Source organism: Gluconobacter sp. NFX36, from assembly GCF_049887835.1.
GTDB lineage: Bacteria > Pseudomonadota > Alphaproteobacteria > Acetobacterales > Acetobacteraceae > Gluconobacter > Gluconobacter japonicus_A.
The window spans coordinates 90,433-105,181 of sequence record NZ_JAGEKJ010000006.1; the positions used below are offsets into that span (position 1 = coordinate 90,433).

At 54.4% G+C, this 14,749-nt stretch carries 11 protein-coding genes; 9 read left to right on the forward strand and 2 right to left on the reverse strand.

What is annotated here, in order from left to right:
* Positions 1–47 precede the first annotated feature (47 nt).
* The 4 genes from J4P41_RS07960 (at position 48) to J4P41_RS07975 (ending at position 5,815) form a co-directional block, all read left to right on the forward strand.
* Complete coding sequence (locus J4P41_RS07960; protein WP_415573831.1) at positions 48–944, forward strand: fructose bisphosphate aldolase; 897 nt, start codon at positions 48–50, stop codon at positions 942–944.
* Positions 945–1,013: 69 nt separating this feature from the next.
* Complete coding sequence (locus J4P41_RS07965) at positions 1,014–1,580, forward strand: histidine phosphatase family protein (protein WP_426066700.1); 567 nt, start codon at positions 1,014–1,016, stop codon at positions 1,578–1,580.
* A gap of 144 nt (positions 1,581–1,724) precedes the next feature.
* Positions 1,725–2,876, forward strand: coding sequence for an FMN-dependent L-lactate dehydrogenase LldD (gene lldD, locus J4P41_RS07970; protein ID WP_426066701.1), 1,152 nt, complete (start codon positions 1,725–1,727; stop codon positions 2,874–2,876).
* Positions 2,877–3,022: 146 nt separating this feature from the next.
* A complete protein-coding gene (locus tag J4P41_RS07975) occupies positions 3,023–5,815 on the forward strand; it encodes a DUF4132 domain-containing protein (RefSeq protein WP_426066702.1) in 2,793 nt (930 codons plus the stop codon).
* Positions 5,816–5,952: 137 nt separating this feature from the next.
* On the opposite strand, the gene dnaJ is transcribed toward J4P41_RS07975, so the two are convergent.
* Positions 5,953–7,083: a molecular chaperone DnaJ gene (gene dnaJ / locus J4P41_RS07980; RefSeq protein ID WP_426066703.1), complete on the reverse strand. Its 1,131-nt coding sequence runs from the start codon at positions 7,081–7,083 to the stop codon at positions 5,953–5,955.
* A gap of 118 nt (positions 7,084–7,201) precedes the next feature.
* The gene (gene dnaK / locus J4P41_RS07985; protein WP_010503421.1) at positions 7,202–9,103 is read right to left on the reverse strand and encodes a molecular chaperone DnaK; all 1,902 of its coding nucleotides are present in this window, start codon (positions 9,101–9,103) and stop codon (positions 7,202–7,204) included.
* Positions 9,104–9,340: 237 nt separating this feature from the next.
* Here dnaK and J4P41_RS07990 point away from each other — a divergent pair, with 237 nt between their 5' ends.
* From J4P41_RS07990 to J4P41_RS08010, 5 genes are all read left to right on the forward strand, one after another.
* Positions 9,341–10,462: a hypothetical protein gene (locus J4P41_RS07990; RefSeq protein WP_175266178.1), complete on the forward strand. Its 1,122-nt coding sequence runs from the start codon at positions 9,341–9,343 to the stop codon at positions 10,460–10,462.
* A 151-nt stretch (positions 10,463–10,613) separates the two neighbouring features.
* Positions 10,614–10,994 carry a glycerol dehydrogenase gene (locus J4P41_RS07995; protein ID WP_426066704.1) on the forward strand — a complete coding sequence of 127 codons (381 nt, stop codon included), beginning with the start codon at positions 10,614–10,616 and terminating at the stop codon, positions 10,992–10,994.
* Positions 10,994–13,216, forward strand: a complete 2,223-nt coding sequence (locus J4P41_RS08000) for a pyrroloquinoline quinone-dependent dehydrogenase (RefSeq protein ID WP_023944075.1) — start codon at positions 10,994–10,996, stop codon at positions 13,214–13,216. Before J4P41_RS07995 ends, J4P41_RS08000 begins: the two co-directional genes overlap by 1 nt.
* Before the next feature lie 160 nt (positions 13,217–13,376).
* Positions 13,377–14,579, forward strand: coding sequence for a glycosyltransferase family 4 protein (locus J4P41_RS08005; protein WP_426066705.1), 1,203 nt, complete (start codon positions 13,377–13,379; stop codon positions 14,577–14,579).
* Complete coding sequence (locus J4P41_RS08010) at positions 14,569–14,745, forward strand: hypothetical protein (protein WP_167347208.1); 177 nt, start codon at positions 14,569–14,571, stop codon at positions 14,743–14,745. Before J4P41_RS08005 ends, J4P41_RS08010 begins: the two co-directional genes overlap by 11 nt.
* Positions 14,746–14,749: the final 4 nt, after the last annotated feature.

A 14,749-nucleotide genomic window follows, 5' to 3' on the forward strand; every position in this document is an offset into this window, starting at 1 on the left:
TAGCCGTTACTTCTGGTCATCAGACTGAAGAAAAGGATGTGACGTTCATGCCTGATGCAACAATGGCTGAGCAGGTTTCGAAAAAGCCTGGTTTTATTGCCGCCCTTGATCAAAGTGGCGGATCAACCCCCAAAGCCCTTGCCCAATATGGCATCGAACCCGATGCCTATTCCAATGACGCAGACATGTTCCGGCTGATGCACGAAATGCGGGTCCGGATCATCACGTCTCCTGCGTTTCAGAGTCATGAAGTTCTGGCCGCAATCCTGTTTGAGAAAACCATGGATGGCACGGTCGGGGACGTCCCTGTTCCCACCTATCTCTGGAAAAACTGCGGCATTGTCCCGTTCCTCAAGATCGACAAAGGGCTGGAAGAAGAAAAGGATGGCGCTCAGTTGATGAAGCCCATTCCCGGTCTGGATGCTCTTCTGGAGCGTGCTGCCAAACTGGGCGTGTACGGAACCAAGGAGCGGTCAGTAATCCGATTGGCCAACCCCGAGGCTATCAAGGCGATTGTCCAGCAGCAGTTCGACATTGCGGCCCAGGTTGCCTCTCACGGGCTGGTTCCCATCATGGAGCCTGAAGTTCTGGTCAAAAGTCCCGAGAAAGCAGACGCTGAAGCCATTCTTGCCAAGGAACTGGCCCTTGGTCTGGACGCGCTGCCCGGTGATTATCCGATCATGCTGAAGGTCACGATCCCTGAAAATCCGGATCTGTATGCAGATCTTATGAAGCATCCCCGGATGCAGCGTGTTGTCGCTCTGTCAGGGGGCTATCCGCTGGATCAGGCCTGCCAAAAACTCAAGGCAAACCATGGCATGATCGCTAGCTTCTCCCGTGCGCTCGTGGATGATCTGCGCGTGTCCCAGTCCGATCAGGAGTTCAATGCGATCCTGAGCAAAGTGGTGGACCGGATTTACGATGCTTCGGTCAACAAAACCTGAAGCAGTCGGGAGGCCTGTCTTAGCACAGGCCTCTTTTCGTTTTCCGAAAAGACTGAAGGATAAAGGGATATGAACACGCCCACGCTCTGGCTCATCCGGCATGGGGAAACGGACTGGACCATCAGCGGCCAGCACACAGGCCGCACAGATATTTCTCTTACGGAAAATGGTCGGGAACAGGCACGCGCCCTGAAATCACGTCTTGCAGATCAAACATTCGATCAGGTGCTTTGCAGCCCCCTTCAACGCGCTCGCGAAACCTGCGAACTGGCTGGGTTGGGCGTGCAGGCTCAAATGGAGCCTGACCTCATGGAATGGGACTACGGCGTTTATGAGGGGCGAACCTCTGCTGACATTCTCAAGGACGAACCAGGCTGGTCTTTATGGACATCCGATGTCCAGAACGGAGAGACTGCGGAACAGGTCCAAACACGAGTTGGTCGCCTGCTTGATCGCCTTCTTGCACAGCAGGGTACGATTGCGTTGTTTGCGCATGGTCACATTCTGCGCAGCCTCATCAGTATGTGGGTGAGCAATGACGTTCGTTTGGGCGAGAATATTCTTCTTGATACAGCATCTGTCTCTGTTCTGGGGTTCCAGCGTAACGCAAGGGTGTTGCGCAAACTGAACACCTGAAAGTGCCGTGGAAATTTTATGGCACCTCTGTGCGAATGGCATTTTGCGGCTTAGTGTCTGAACACAGGATCGCCTCTTGGGTGGCATCGGACAGACTGGCAGTCTCCCCGTCATCAAGAGCAGTCAATGATGGTGGAGCCGGTAATGATTATTTCTTCCGCAACAGATTATAGAGAAGCAGCCCGCCGTCGCCTGCCTCCTTTTCTGTTCCAGTACATTGATGGCGGTTCTTACGCTGAACAGACGATGCGTCGGAATGTCTCTGATCTGGCTGACATCGCCCTGCGCCAGCGCATTCTGAAAAACGTCTCTGCGCTTAACACAGGGACAGAACTGTTCGGGCGCAAACTCAATATTCCTGCGGCTCTGGCTCCCGTTGGTCTGACAGGCATGTATGCACGCCGGGGTGAGGTTCAGGCAGCTCGCGCAGCCGCCCGAAGAGGTATTCCATTTACATTATCGACCGTCTCGGTCTGTCCGATTGAAGAAGTACAGGGACGCAGTCCTGTTCCCATCTGGTTCCAGCTCTACGTGCTGAAAGACCGGGGCTTCATGAAGAACGCGCTGGAACGCGCCAAGGCCGCTGGTATTACCACGCTGGTCTTTACGGTCGATATGCCGACGCCGGGCGCCCGTTACCGCGACGCGCACTCAGGAATGTCCGGCCCGAACGCCGCGATCCGGCGTTACCTGCAGGCCATGACGCATCCAATCTGGGCTTGGGATGTTGGCCTGCGAGGCAGACCGCATGATCTGGGTAATATTTCCCGCTACCGAGGCAATCCGACCAAGCTGGAAGATTATATTGGCTGGCTCGCCAATAATTTCGATCCGTCCATCAGTTGGAAAGATCTGGAATGGATCCGCGACTACTGGGATGGCCCTATGGTCATTAAGGGGATTCTCGACCCGGAAGATGCAAAGGATGCTGTGCGGTTCGGGGCTGATGGGATCGTTGTTTCCAACCATGGTGGCCGTCAGCTTGACGGTGTTCTGTCTAGTGCCCGTGCCCTTCCGCCTATTGCAGAGGCCGTCAGGGGAGAGTTGAAAATTCTGGCAGATTCCGGCGTCCGGTCCGGCCTTGATATCGCTCGAATGGTGGCAATGGGAGCAGATGCCGTGCTGCTGGGCCGTGCCTTTGTTTATGCCCTTGCTGCCGATGGACAGAAGGGGGTGGAGAATTTGCTCGATATTATGGAGAAAGAACTCCGTGTCGCCATGACCCTTACGGGTGCGAGCACTATTTCGGATTTGACGTCCGAAAGTCTGACGCGTTTGGCTCCAGAATTTGGCTGAATTTTTTCTGGTAGGCGCCGCATAACTTGCGGCGTTCTTAGTACGATGCAGTAATATGTATTGCTGTCTAATTAAAGAGCTAGATCGAAATAGATATCTATTTTTCAAAAATTTATACTATTTGGAACCTATGCCCGGGAAAGACAATGCCCCAAACTGACCTTCTCGACACAGATGTTGCACTCGCAAGGATGGTTCTGACCGAGGTCGGGATTCTCGAAAAACAATTGATCCGCTGGATGGCGGAGATGGAAAAAATTGATGGGCAAATTTTCTGGAAACTCAATAATGCATGGGTCGAACGCCATAAATCAAAAATCGCATCGTATTACGGAATTATTAAGCAGCCACTTCTCGATAATATAACCATTCATCATGTTCCCCTAACAACGTGTATGACGGGAGAACTCCTGGGAATTGGAGGTCTTCCTCGTCCTCCAAACTGGTTCCGGCGATACGCGAAACAGGAAAGCAGCCATACGCTTGGAATAGAAACGTCACGGTTATTTCCCTCAAAGTATAGATTATCGGAAACTGCTCCGCTTCATGCGGCGAAGCGTGGAATGGCCAGTTATATGCGTTTGTTCAGGAGTTCGGGGCATAGCCTTCCTAATGAACAATGGTTCGATCAGGCTCTTCTTGATATTGAAGATATGAGTCGGGACTTTCCACATCTTCTGTGGGTTGCGCGTGAGGGGGTAATTCGAGAAGATCCGGCTTCTTCAGTCAATGATATGAATAGTCGGCTTGAGCTTTTTCAGGTTCCCGATTCACCAAAGCCTTCCGAGAAAACACTGACACGGTTTTCTACTCGATTAAGTGAACCAGGCGGAGATCTAGATCTCGATTTTGCAAGATTTTTTTTGCAGGAATATGGAAAGATTTCTGAAATTTATCAAAGGCATTATAATGTACTTAGTGTACCGCCCCTGTATCGTGCCGCTATTTTCCCACGCTTTGTACAACTGATTAATCTGGTTTTTTCGAAAACCGGTTCAGTCATTAAGGCGGCTGAAGTACTCATCCAAAATCCCGATCTTTATATTTTTCGTCCTGGACATCCGGAAAATACGGGTGTCATGTCGTTTGGACAATTCCATCGTCTGCGAACAAAATTTCCTGCCAGAAAGCGCCTCCCGGCAAAGTCGTCATGCTGTGGGAGTTTTTCTGATAAGCCGGATATTACAATATCCATCTTCCCTGGCTGTCTTTGTATGGTTGCTGCAGCGAAAGAGTCATCTGATGTCTCATGGTTATTGTCTCTGTGTACGCAAGCTTTGAAAAAAGAGGATGTTGCGAAGTTTAATCGCCTTGTAGCGACCGTTGGAGAACTTGCCACGATTGATGCTATTCGTGGACTTGCACGACTTCGATCCAAAGTTCGGCATTCGACAATGTTAGGTCAGTTGAACGCGGCCCTTGCATATGCAGCGTCGGCATCCGGATTGACGACAGTTGAAGCAGAGGAACTTGTTGCACTGCAATATGGGTTAAATGAATCCCATAGCCGCGTGGATGAGTTATCTGCTGGTGTCAAAGTGGTTTTGAACCTAACGGGTTCAGGTCAAGGGATGGTCCACTACGAAGATGCTGAGAATAAACATTTAAGCAGGCTTCCCGTTATGGTGCGTAAAGCTCCGGGAGTTGAAGCGATTCTTCGCGCGGCAAGAGCAGACGCAAAAATGCTGACAGCTGATATGTCCATTCATCGCCTGAGGTTGGAGCGGTCGTGGCTGACGGGGCAAACCTGGCTTTACTCCGTGTTTCAGGAGCGCTGGCTTTCTCATCCTGTTCTCGGGTGGCTTGCACGGCGCCAGATATGGCTTGTTGCTGAACCAGATGGGACGGTTTTCACCTGCCTGTTTGGAAGAAATGGGGAAGTGTATGACCCCGACGGAAATAAGCATCTTCCCCTTAAAGCCGGAGTACTCCTGAGTCTTTGGCATCCTCTTCACAGTGAAGGAAAAGATGCTGACGGAAAATCCATTGTTGCACGTTGGAGAGCAACTCTGGAACGATTGAAAATCAGCCAGCCAATTCGGCAAGCCTGGCGGGAAACATACACACTTACTCAGGCAGAGCGTGAAAGCTCTCCGGCATCCTATCGCTATGCTGGACGAATTTTAAATCAGGCTCAGGTGGTTGAAATTGGGCGCAAAAGAGGATGGCGTATCCGCAACCTCTCTCCTCATATACCATCGTCCGAAAGTGCTCCCTGGACGTTCGGGCTCCCTGCGCATGGTATTTATGCTGAAATAAGAACCGGAGGTGTAGGGATAAACGATCTTGAACATGGTGCCGGGACTTTTACTCACGTCATCACTGATAGGGTCAGGTTTTGCGTCCTGAAAGATCAAGGAAACTGGCTCTATGACGGAGGCCGTAAACTGACTGAGATGAAAACGCCGCTTCGTCTTGGCGATATCTCTCAAGTCGTGTTTTCCGAGATTATGCGTGATGTTGATCTGATGGTCAGCACGGCTGCGAGCAATATTTCCTTTGACCCAGAAACGATCTCGTCCATTCCGGATCTTGGGGTATGGCGCCGCCAGTCGGGTCTGGCGAACATCTCCATATCAAATGAGTCACACTTCGGCGGTCTCGCTCAAAGTCGCCGTGAGGCAATTGTCTCTTTATTGCCGTCGTTTAAAGCTGGGGACGCGATTAGTGTTGACAGAAATTATGTATTTATAAACGGTGTTCGGCATAATTATAAAATTAATATCGGAACCGGTGATGTAATGGTTATTCCCTATAATCGTCATCTTGTCCTACGGTCCGATATTGGAAAATTTTCATATGATGAAAGTTCTGAGTATATACCCCTGCATGATGACAATCATTTGGCTTTAATTCTTAATAGAATCACGATGCTTCTAAAAGATAATCGTATTCGTGATCAGGATATTCTGGACCAGTTGACGTCACTTTCGGATTAAATTTGACGCTGCGTTTAGTCTGAAACTGGTCCAGTATTATTTCAGCTCTTCAGAGTGACCGTTAGTTTTTTAATGGAAGACAACGATCACGAATGACCATAAAAAAACCCCTCCGTTTCGGGAGGGGTATTCCGTATTCAGCGACCTTCGAAGAAGTCCCGAACCTTGGCGAAGAACCCGCTGTTTTCAGGGCTTGCCTTGGTGTGGTCATCACCAGCTTCCTTCTCGAATTCTTCGAGAAGTTCACGCTGGCGCTTGGTCAGGTGATGTGGCGTTTCCACCGAGACCTGAATGTACATGTCGCCACGCGCTGAGGAGCGCAGTACAGAGAAGCCTTTGCCGCGAAGGCGGAAAGTCTCGCCTGTTTGTGTTCCGGCCGGAATGCGGACACGGCTGCGGCTGCCATCAATGACTGGGACTTCCACTTCTGTGCCCAGTGCTGCCTGCGTCATGCGTAGCGGAACGCGGCAATAGATATTGGCACCATCGCGTTGGAAGATTTCATGTGACAGAACTGCGACGTGCACATACAGGTCACCCGGCTGTACGCCGTCGCCGCCAGCTTCGCCGCGACCCGCCATGCGGATGCGGGTTCCGTCTTCAACACCTGCCGGAATCTCAATCTTGAGTGTTTCGGTCTTAGCCTGTGTGCCAGAACCCTGACAGGACTTGCAGGGGTTGCGAACCGTGCGGCCAGAGCCGTTACAGGTTGGGCAGGGACGTTCCACAAGGAAGAAGCCCTGCTGAGCCCGGACCTTGCCTGCGCCATGACAGGTTGCGCAGGTCGTGCTGCCACCGCTCGCATCTGCCGAGCCTGACCCATGGCAGGACTCACAGGCGACGCGCGTGCGGACTTCAACCTCTTTGGTTACACCTGAAAAGGCTTCGGTCAGGGTGATGTCGACTTCAACCTGAACGTCAGCGCCTGTGCGACGTCCACCGCCACGACGACCGCCCATCATGTCGCCGAACATCTGGTCGAAGATGTCGCCCAGGCCGCCGGCACCAAAGCCGCCGAAACCGCCACCACCCATTCCGCCATCAAAAGCGGCATGACCGTACTGGTCATAGGCTGCGCGCTTCTGATCGTCCTTCAGGACTTCGTAAGCTTCGTTGATTTCCTTGAACTTCAGTTCAGCGGTCTCATCGCCCGGGTTACGGTCCGGGTGGTAGCGCATGGCCTGCTTGCGGAAGGCTTTCTTCAGCTCTTCCCCAGACGCCGTGCGCGAAACTTCAAGACTTTCGTAGTAGTCGATCTTCGTGGCCATGATCGGTCCTTGTCTGAGGGCCGGAAACAAGAATGGCGCCCACCCCCTTGCGGGAACGGGCGCCCTTCGGAAAACAGGTCAGGCGGGGCGGGAAGCCCCACCTGGGGAAGTCACCCGATCAGTGCTTCTTGCTGTCGTCGACGTCTTCGAAGTCGGCGTCAACAACATTGTCGTCCTTGGCTTCTGCGCCCGCGGCTTCGCCGCCCTGCTGGGCCTGCTCTGCCTGATACATGGCCTGACCAACCTTCATGGCCACCTGCGTCAGACGCTCGCTGGCGCTCTTCAGCGTCTCGGCATTGTCGCCACCCAGAGCTTCACGGGCTGCTGCGATGGCTGCTTCAGCTTCAGCCTTGTCAGCCGCCGGAACCTTGTCGCCACCTTCCGTGAGGGACTTCTCGGTCTGGTGGATCATGCTCTCGGTGCTGTTGCGCAACTCGACCAGTTCACGCTTGGCTTTGTCGGCAGAAGCGTTGGCTTCAGCTTCCTTGACCATACGATCAATGTCACCGTCGGACAGACCACCAGAAGCCTGGATCTTGATCTGCTGTTCCTTGTTCGTCGCCTTGTCCTTGGCGGACACGTTGACGATACCGTTGGCATCGATGTCGAACGTGACTTCAATCTGCGGAACGCCACGCGGTGCTGGAGCAATGCCCTGCAGGTCGAAGTTGCCAAGCAGCTTGTTATCAGCCGCCATCTCACGCTCGCCCTGATAGACCTTGATGGTCACGGCGTTCTGGTTGTCTTCAGCCGTGGAGAAGGTCTGGCTCTTCTTGGTCGGGATCGTCGTGTTGCGGTCGATCAGGCGGGTGAACACGCCACCCAGCGTTTCGATACCCAGCGACAGCGGCGTCACGTCGAGAAGCAGAACGTCCTTCACGTCACCCTTCAGGACAGCGCCCTGAACGGCTGCACCGATAGCGACCACTTCGTCAGGGTTGACGTTGCGAGCCGGATCCTTGCCGAAGAATTCCTTAACCGTCTCAATGACCTTCGGCATACGGGTCATGCCGCCAACGAGAATGACTTCGTCAATCTCGCTCGTGGAGACGCCAGCGTCTTTGATGGCGGAACGGCACGGGCCAAGCGTACGCTGAACCAGATCGTCAACCAGGCTTTCCAGCTTGGCGCGGGACAGCTTGACGACGAGGTGCTTCGGACCGGACGCATCAGCCGTGATGAACGGCAGGTTGATTTCGGTTTCCTTGGAGGAGGAAAGCTCGATCTTGGCCTTTTCAGCGGCTTCCTTCAGGCGCTGCAGGGCGAGCTTGTCGCCACGCAGGTCAATGCCCTGATCCTTCTTGAACTCATCAGCCAGGAAGTCGATGACGCGGTTATCGAAGTCTTCACCGCCCAGGAACGTATCACCGTTCGTGGACTTCACTTCAATCACGCCGTCAGAAATCTCGAGGATGGAAACGTCGAACGTACCACCACCAAGGTCATACACAGCCACCGTGCCGGAATCGCGCTTGCCAAGGCCATAGGCCAGAGCGGCAGCGGTCGGCTCGTTGATGATACGGAGCACTTCAAGGCCAGCAATCTTGCCGGCATCACGTGTTGCCTGACGCTGTGCATCGTTGAAGTAGGCCGGAACCGTAATGACAGCCTGTGTGACGGTCTCGCCAAGGTAAGCCTCAGCCGTTTCCTTCATCTTGCCGAGAACGAAAGCAGCGATCTGGGAAGGTGCGTAATCTTCGCCGCGGGCACGAACCCATGCGTCGCCGTTGTCACCCTTGACGATCTCATAAGGGACCATGCCCTTGTCCTTCGTCACGGTTGGGTCGTCGTAACGGCGACCGATCAGACGCTTGACGGCATAGAGGGTGTTGGTTGGGTTTGTAACAGCCTGACGCTTCGCGGCCTGTCCGACGAGACGCTCACCATTTTCGGTGAAGGCGACCATGGACGGCGTCGTGCGTGCGCCTTCGCTGTTTTCAATAACGCGGGTTTCGTCGCCTTCACGCACTGCAACGCAGGAGTTGGTCGTGCCGAGGTCAATACCGATGACTTTGCTCATGTACTTTTTGTCCTTTCAGCGGTTTGCCTCGGCCCTAGTCAGGCACCGGAGCGAACCCTTGTGACGTCAAATCCGAACCCTCACAGGTCCGTGTTTCCACGGTCAAATCTAGGCAGGGCAGCAAAGTGTTTCAAGGCCTTAAGAGCAACATCTTTTGTGAAAAATATGCGTTGAGCGCTTTCCCTTGTCGGATGTGGCTTTCGCTTGCGGCCGGAATGGTTCAGTTTGCTCGGAGACATGCACATTCATCTGACATCTCGCGCCATGATCCTGGCCGCACTGACCTGTCTTTCTGCCTGCGGACCGATCGGACCATCGCGGCTTCAGCGGGACGAGCTTGAATACTCGCGTGCGCTCGGGGAATCACAGAAGCACGAGATGCTTCTGAACATTGTTCGGCTTCGCTATGCTGATCCACCAACATTCCTTGATACGACGCAGGTTATTGCCGGTTACAGCGTCTCTAAAAGTGTGAGCGGTGGGTTCTACGCCTATCCTGCCACAGCGGTTGGCAATTACCTTTTTGGCACAGGCACAATGACGGCGGGCGAAAGCCCGACTTTCACCTATCAGCCTGTGACGGGCCAGCAATACGCGGAAAATATTGTCCGTCCGATTTCGCCGCTTGTAATCATGCCGCTCAGTTTGGGTGGTCTCCCGATTGATACGTTGCTACGGCTGACAGCGCAGTCGATTGATGGATTATCCAATGTCCGCGGAATTGGAGCCGGAGGAGGCTCTGTCCGTTTCTATCTGTTGTTGCATGATCTTCGGCAGCTCCAGATTGCCGGGGCTATGACCATCCGCATCACGACGGACGCGCCACCACCTTCTTCCTCGGATGATTCGACAAAGAAAAACGGGTCCAAGCCGGACACTCCCAATGGGCAGGAGCACTCCTATCTGGTGCTGTCTTCAACGTCTGACAGCAATCTTCTGGCTATTCAGGCTGAAGTTCGAAGGCTTCTGCATCTCGATCCTCACGCGGAGGAAGCGGAGATCGTTTATGGACCATACCCGAAGCATCCAGGGCAGATCGCTATTCTGACGCGTTCCATGCTCGCGATGCTCACTCAGCTGGCTTACGAAGTTGAAGTTCCTGAAGAAGATATCAAGGTTGGTCGTACTCCACCAACAATTGGTCAGGTTGGTATTGAAAATCGCCCGGAAGTGGTCATTCACTCAAGTCATAAAGCGCCTGAACGGCGGTATGCAGCCGTTGAGTATAATAACATGTGGTTCTGGATTGATGAAAAGGACTTCCAGAGCAAGCTGGCTTTTACAATGGTGCAGGTTCTAAGCGCATTGGCTGCAACAAATCATACCGGTGGTGCAGTAGTGACTATTCCAGCTGGATAGATGTATAAGTCATTCTATCTCTATAATGGTTCCAACACTTTTTTGTTACCAAAAACACGGCTTTGTTAGGATCATTCAAAAAGAAGTTTGGTGGACCTGAACTGATTATGGATTTACCGTCCCCAGTATTCAGTCTGGGAGGCATTCGGTTATGCCAAATATTCAAGGTAACAGGACTCTCGCGGAGTGGCTGACGCTGCTTCTGGGGGTCGTCATTCTTCTCGTAGGTCTGTTCTTCCTCATTGCGGGCGCTGACCTCGCGATGCTGGGTGGCTCAACCTACTACGCCCTCTGTGGCATCATTCTGATTGCCAGCGGCGTCTTCATGCTCATGGGCCGCACGCTTGGCGCTTTCCTGTATCTGGGAGCTCTGGCTTACACATGGGTCTGGTCCCTGTGGGAAGTCGGTTTCAGCCCCGTTGATCTTCTGCCCCGCGCTTTCGGCCCGACCATCCTCGGTATTCTCGTCGCACTGACTATTCCGGTCCTGCGTCGCATGGAAAGCCGTCGTACTCTCAGAGGAGCCGTCTGATGCGCCGGTCTCACCTTCTCGCAACAGCCGCAGGCCTCGCTCTCGCCTGTTCGCCCCTCGCTGCTCACGCTCAGTTCGCTCCCGCAGGGTCAGGAGGGGAGCCATCTTCGTCCGTTCCAGGGCCTGGTAATGCAAACGAGCCGACTGAAGCCTCTCCCAAGGAACAGGGCTACTTCTCTGGGCCGTCGCCCTATGCACCGCAGGCTCCGGGCGTAAACGCCGCTAACCTGCCGGACATTGAGTCGATTGATCCGTCTCAGATTCCGGCCATGGCTCCGCAGCAAAGTGCCAATCCGGCACGTGAAGACTGGGTGGCCTATGGGCGTGATGATAACCAGACGCGTTATTCCCCGCTTTCAGAAATCACACCTGAAAATGCAGGCAAGCTGAAGGTTGCCTTCACCTACCACACCGGAAGCTATCCGCGTCCTGGACAGGTGAACAAATGGGCAGCTGAAACCACACCGATCAAGGTTGGTGACGGCCTTTACATGTGTTCAGCCATGAATGACATCATGAAGCTTGATCCGGTCACGGGAAAGCAGATCTGGCGTCGGAACGTGGATGTCAAATACCACTCCATTCCCTATACGGCCGCCTGTAAGGGGGTGACGTACTTTACGTCTTCCGTCGTGCCAGAAGGGCAGCCCTGCCACAATCGCCTCATCGAAGGCACGCTGGATATGCGTCTGATTGCGGTGGATGCGGAAACCGGCGATTTCTGCCCCAACTTCGGGCATAACGGTCAGGTCAACCTGATGCAGGGTCTGGGCGAATCCGTACCGGGTTTCGTTTCCATGACGGCTCCTCCTCCGATCATCAACGGCGTTGCTGTTGTGAACCACGAAGTGCTGGATGGTCAGCGTCGCTGGGCGCCGTCTGGCGTGATCCGTGGTTACGATGCTGAAAGCGGAAAATTCGTCTGGGCTTGGGACGTCAATAATCCGACCGATCATAGCCAGCCGACTGGTAACCGCCACTATAGCCGTGGAACGCCAAACTCCTGGGCTGCTCTCACAGGCGACAATGCCTTGGGTCTCGTTTACGTTCCAACGGGTAACTCTGCGGCTGACTATTATAGCGCCCTGCGGAGTGACAACGAGAACCGCGTTTCTTCCGCAGTCGTGGCGATCGACGTCAAGACGGGTGAAGAGAAGTGGGTCTTCCAGACAGCCCATAAGGACGTCTGGGACTACGATATTGGTTCTCAGGCAACTCTGATGGATATGCCCGGCCCGGATGGTCAGCAGGTTCCTGCTCTCATCATGCCAACCAAGCGTGGCCAGACCTTCGTTCTTGATCGCCGGACCGGCAAGCCGATCCTGCCCGTTGAAGAACGTCCAGCTCCGTCTCCCGGCGTTATTCCGGGTGATCCGCGCACACCAACGCAGCCCTGGTCCGTTGGGATGCCAGCACTTCGCGTACCGGACCTGAAAGAGACGGACATGTGGGGTATGTCCCCCATCGACCAGCTCTACTGCCGCATCAAGTTCCGTCGTGCGAATTATGTGGGTGAGTTCACGCCGCCAAGCATCGACAAGCCATGGATCGAATATCCGGGTTATAACGGTGGCAGTGACTGGGGCTCCATGTCCTATGATCCGCAGTCGGGCATTCTGATCGCGAACTGGAACATCACCCCGATGTATGACCAGCTCGTGGACCGCAAGAAGGCTGACAAACTCGGCCTGATGCCGATCGACGACCCCAACTTCAAGCCGGGTGGCGGCGGTGCCGAAGGTAACGGTGCCATGGACGGAACGCCTTACGGTATCGTCGTGACGCCGTTCTGGGATCAGTATACGGGCATGATGTGCAACCGTCCGCCCTACGGCATGATCACAGCTATCGACATGAAGCACGGTCAGAAGGTGCTCTGGCAGCATCCGCTTGGTACGGCTCGTGCTAACGGTCCTTGGGGTCTGCCGACGGGTCTGCCATGGGAAATCGGTACACCGAACAATGGTGGTTCGGTCGTGACGGCTGGCGGCCTGGTGTTCATCGCTGCGGCAACGGATAATCAGATCCGTGCGATCGACGAACACACTGGCAAGGTCGTGTGGAGTGCCGTTCTGCCAGGTGGTGGTCAGGCCAACCCGATGACGTATGAAGCCAACGGGCATCAGTATGTTGCCATCATGGCTGGTGGACACCACTTCATGATGACACCGGTTTCTGACCAGCTCGTGGTTTACGCGCTGCCGGATGCCGTAAAACAGTAACATGACCCTGTGGCAGATGTGTTGTGCACATCCGCCACACTCCATCGTCAGAAGGAGACTTTCGTGCTAGCCATGCAGGGAAGTCTCCTTTTGTCGTTTCTGGCTGTTTTACCTGGGTGGCGGTCTGACATGAGGGCTTTGTCTGCGTCTCACGTTCAGAATGGTTTTCCGCCTCATCATGACGATCCGCTCTCCCGTTATTCTGCAAGTTTTGCCAGCGCTCACCACGGGTGGTCTGGAACGGGGGGCGATTGAAATTGCCGCTGCGATCAAGCAGGCAGGCGGAAAAGCCATCGTTGCTTCAAAACCAGGCCCTCTTCTTGTGCAGCTTCGCCATGCGGGCGCCGTGCATGTACCGCTGGATCTCAAATCGAAGTCGCCATTCTCGGTTCGCCGGCGAGCCCGTGATCTTCAGAAACTGATCCGGGAGCAGAAGGTCGATCTGGTGCATGCCCGGTCCCGTATTCCGGCATGGTCGGCATGGCTTGCCTGTCGTCGGGAGAAGATCCCTTTCGTGACAACATGGCATGGCGTTCACGAGGCTGGATGGTGGGGCAAAAAACTCTACAATTCAGTATTGGCACGCGGCACAAGAGTGATTGCAATCTCGCAGTATATTGCGGGACGCCTGTCTGGGCAGTACGGCGTTGAAGCAGATCGTCTTCGGACCATTCCGCGCGGCGCTGATCCTCTTCTTTTTGATCCGGCTGTCATTTCAGGGGAGCGAATTCAGAAACTCGCTGAAGCCTGGGCCATCCCCTATGGCGCACATGTCATTCTGATGCCTGCCCGTCTAACGGCATGGAAGGGGCAGCGTGTTCTGGTCGAGGCACTGGCTCTTCTGAAACAGAAGGTGCCTGAACCCTGGATCTGTGTTCTGGCCGGACCGGAGACGGATCGAAAATTTGCACACTCGCTTGGAGACCGCGTGAAGGCACTGGGGCTGGAAGATCACGTCCGGTTTGTAGGAACCTGTCAGGACATGCCTGCAGCCTGTGCATTGGCAACGGTTGTGGTCGCGCCTTCCTTGCGGCCAGAACCCTTTGGGCGCACTTTGGTCGAAGCACAGATGATGGGAAAGCCTGTGATCGGAACGGCGCAGGGGGCTATGATGGAAACGGTTCTTCCCGGTCAGACCGGTCTTGTGGTACCGCCGAACACCCCTCAAGCTCTTGCAGAAGCACTCGCTGCCACGTTGTCGATGGGCGATGAGACACGGGCTTACCTGGCAGAGAATGCCCGACAGCATGCTTTGCAGAATTATACGATCCAGCAGATGCAGTCTGCGACGCTCGGTGTATATGACGAGTTGCTTGGAACGCACCTTCGAGCGTCTTTCGATGGACAAACACATGACACCTGACAGCCCTGAAACCGACAAACAACCTGTTCACCTGACAGACAAAGCCAAGGCCGCCCGGGACGCCCGTGCGGAACGAGAGGCAAAAGCCCTGCGCGCCAACCTGCTGCGTCGCAAACAGCAACAGCGTCTCCGCCCGGAAACGCCACCGACGCCTTCAGAAAGCTGAAACC

Bases quoted from the DNA above. Each gene is read 5' to 3' on its own strand.
- J4P41_RS08000 (WP_023944075.1), top strand. From the start codon at position 10,994: ATGCGCCGGTCTCACCTTCTCGCAACAGCCGCAGGCCTCGCTCTCGCC.
- J4P41_RS07995 (WP_426066704.1), top strand. From the start codon at position 10,614: ATGCCAAATATTCAAGGTAACAGGACTCTCGCGGAGTGGCTGACGCTG.
- J4P41_RS07960 (WP_415573831.1), top strand. From the start codon at position 48: ATGCCTGATGCAACAATGGCTGAGCAGGTTTCGAAAAAGCCTGGTTTT.
- dnaJ (WP_426066703.1), bottom strand. From the start codon at position 7,083: ATGGCCACGAAGATCGACTACTACGAAAGTCTTGAAGTTTCGCGCACG.
- J4P41_RS08010 (WP_167347208.1), top strand. From the start codon at position 14,569: ATGACACCTGACAGCCCTGAAACCGACAAACAACCTGTTCACCTGACA.
- J4P41_RS07990 (WP_175266178.1), top strand. From the start codon at position 9,341: ATGCACATTCATCTGACATCTCGCGCCATGATCCTGGCCGCACTGACC.
- J4P41_RS08005 (WP_426066705.1), top strand. From the start codon at position 13,377: ATGGTTTTCCGCCTCATCATGACGATCCGCTCTCCCGTTATTCTGCAA.
- dnaK (WP_010503421.1), bottom strand. From the start codon at position 9,103: ATGAGCAAAGTCATCGGTATTGACCTCGGCACGACCAACTCCTGCGTT.
- J4P41_RS07975 (WP_426066702.1), top strand. From the start codon at position 3,023: ATGCCCCAAACTGACCTTCTCGACACAGATGTTGCACTCGCAAGGATG.
- lldD (WP_426066701.1), top strand. From the start codon at position 1,725: ATGATTATTTCTTCCGCAACAGATTATAGAGAAGCAGCCCGCCGTCGC.
- J4P41_RS07965 (WP_426066700.1), top strand. From the start codon at position 1,014: ATGAACACGCCCACGCTCTGGCTCATCCGGCATGGGGAAACGGACTGG.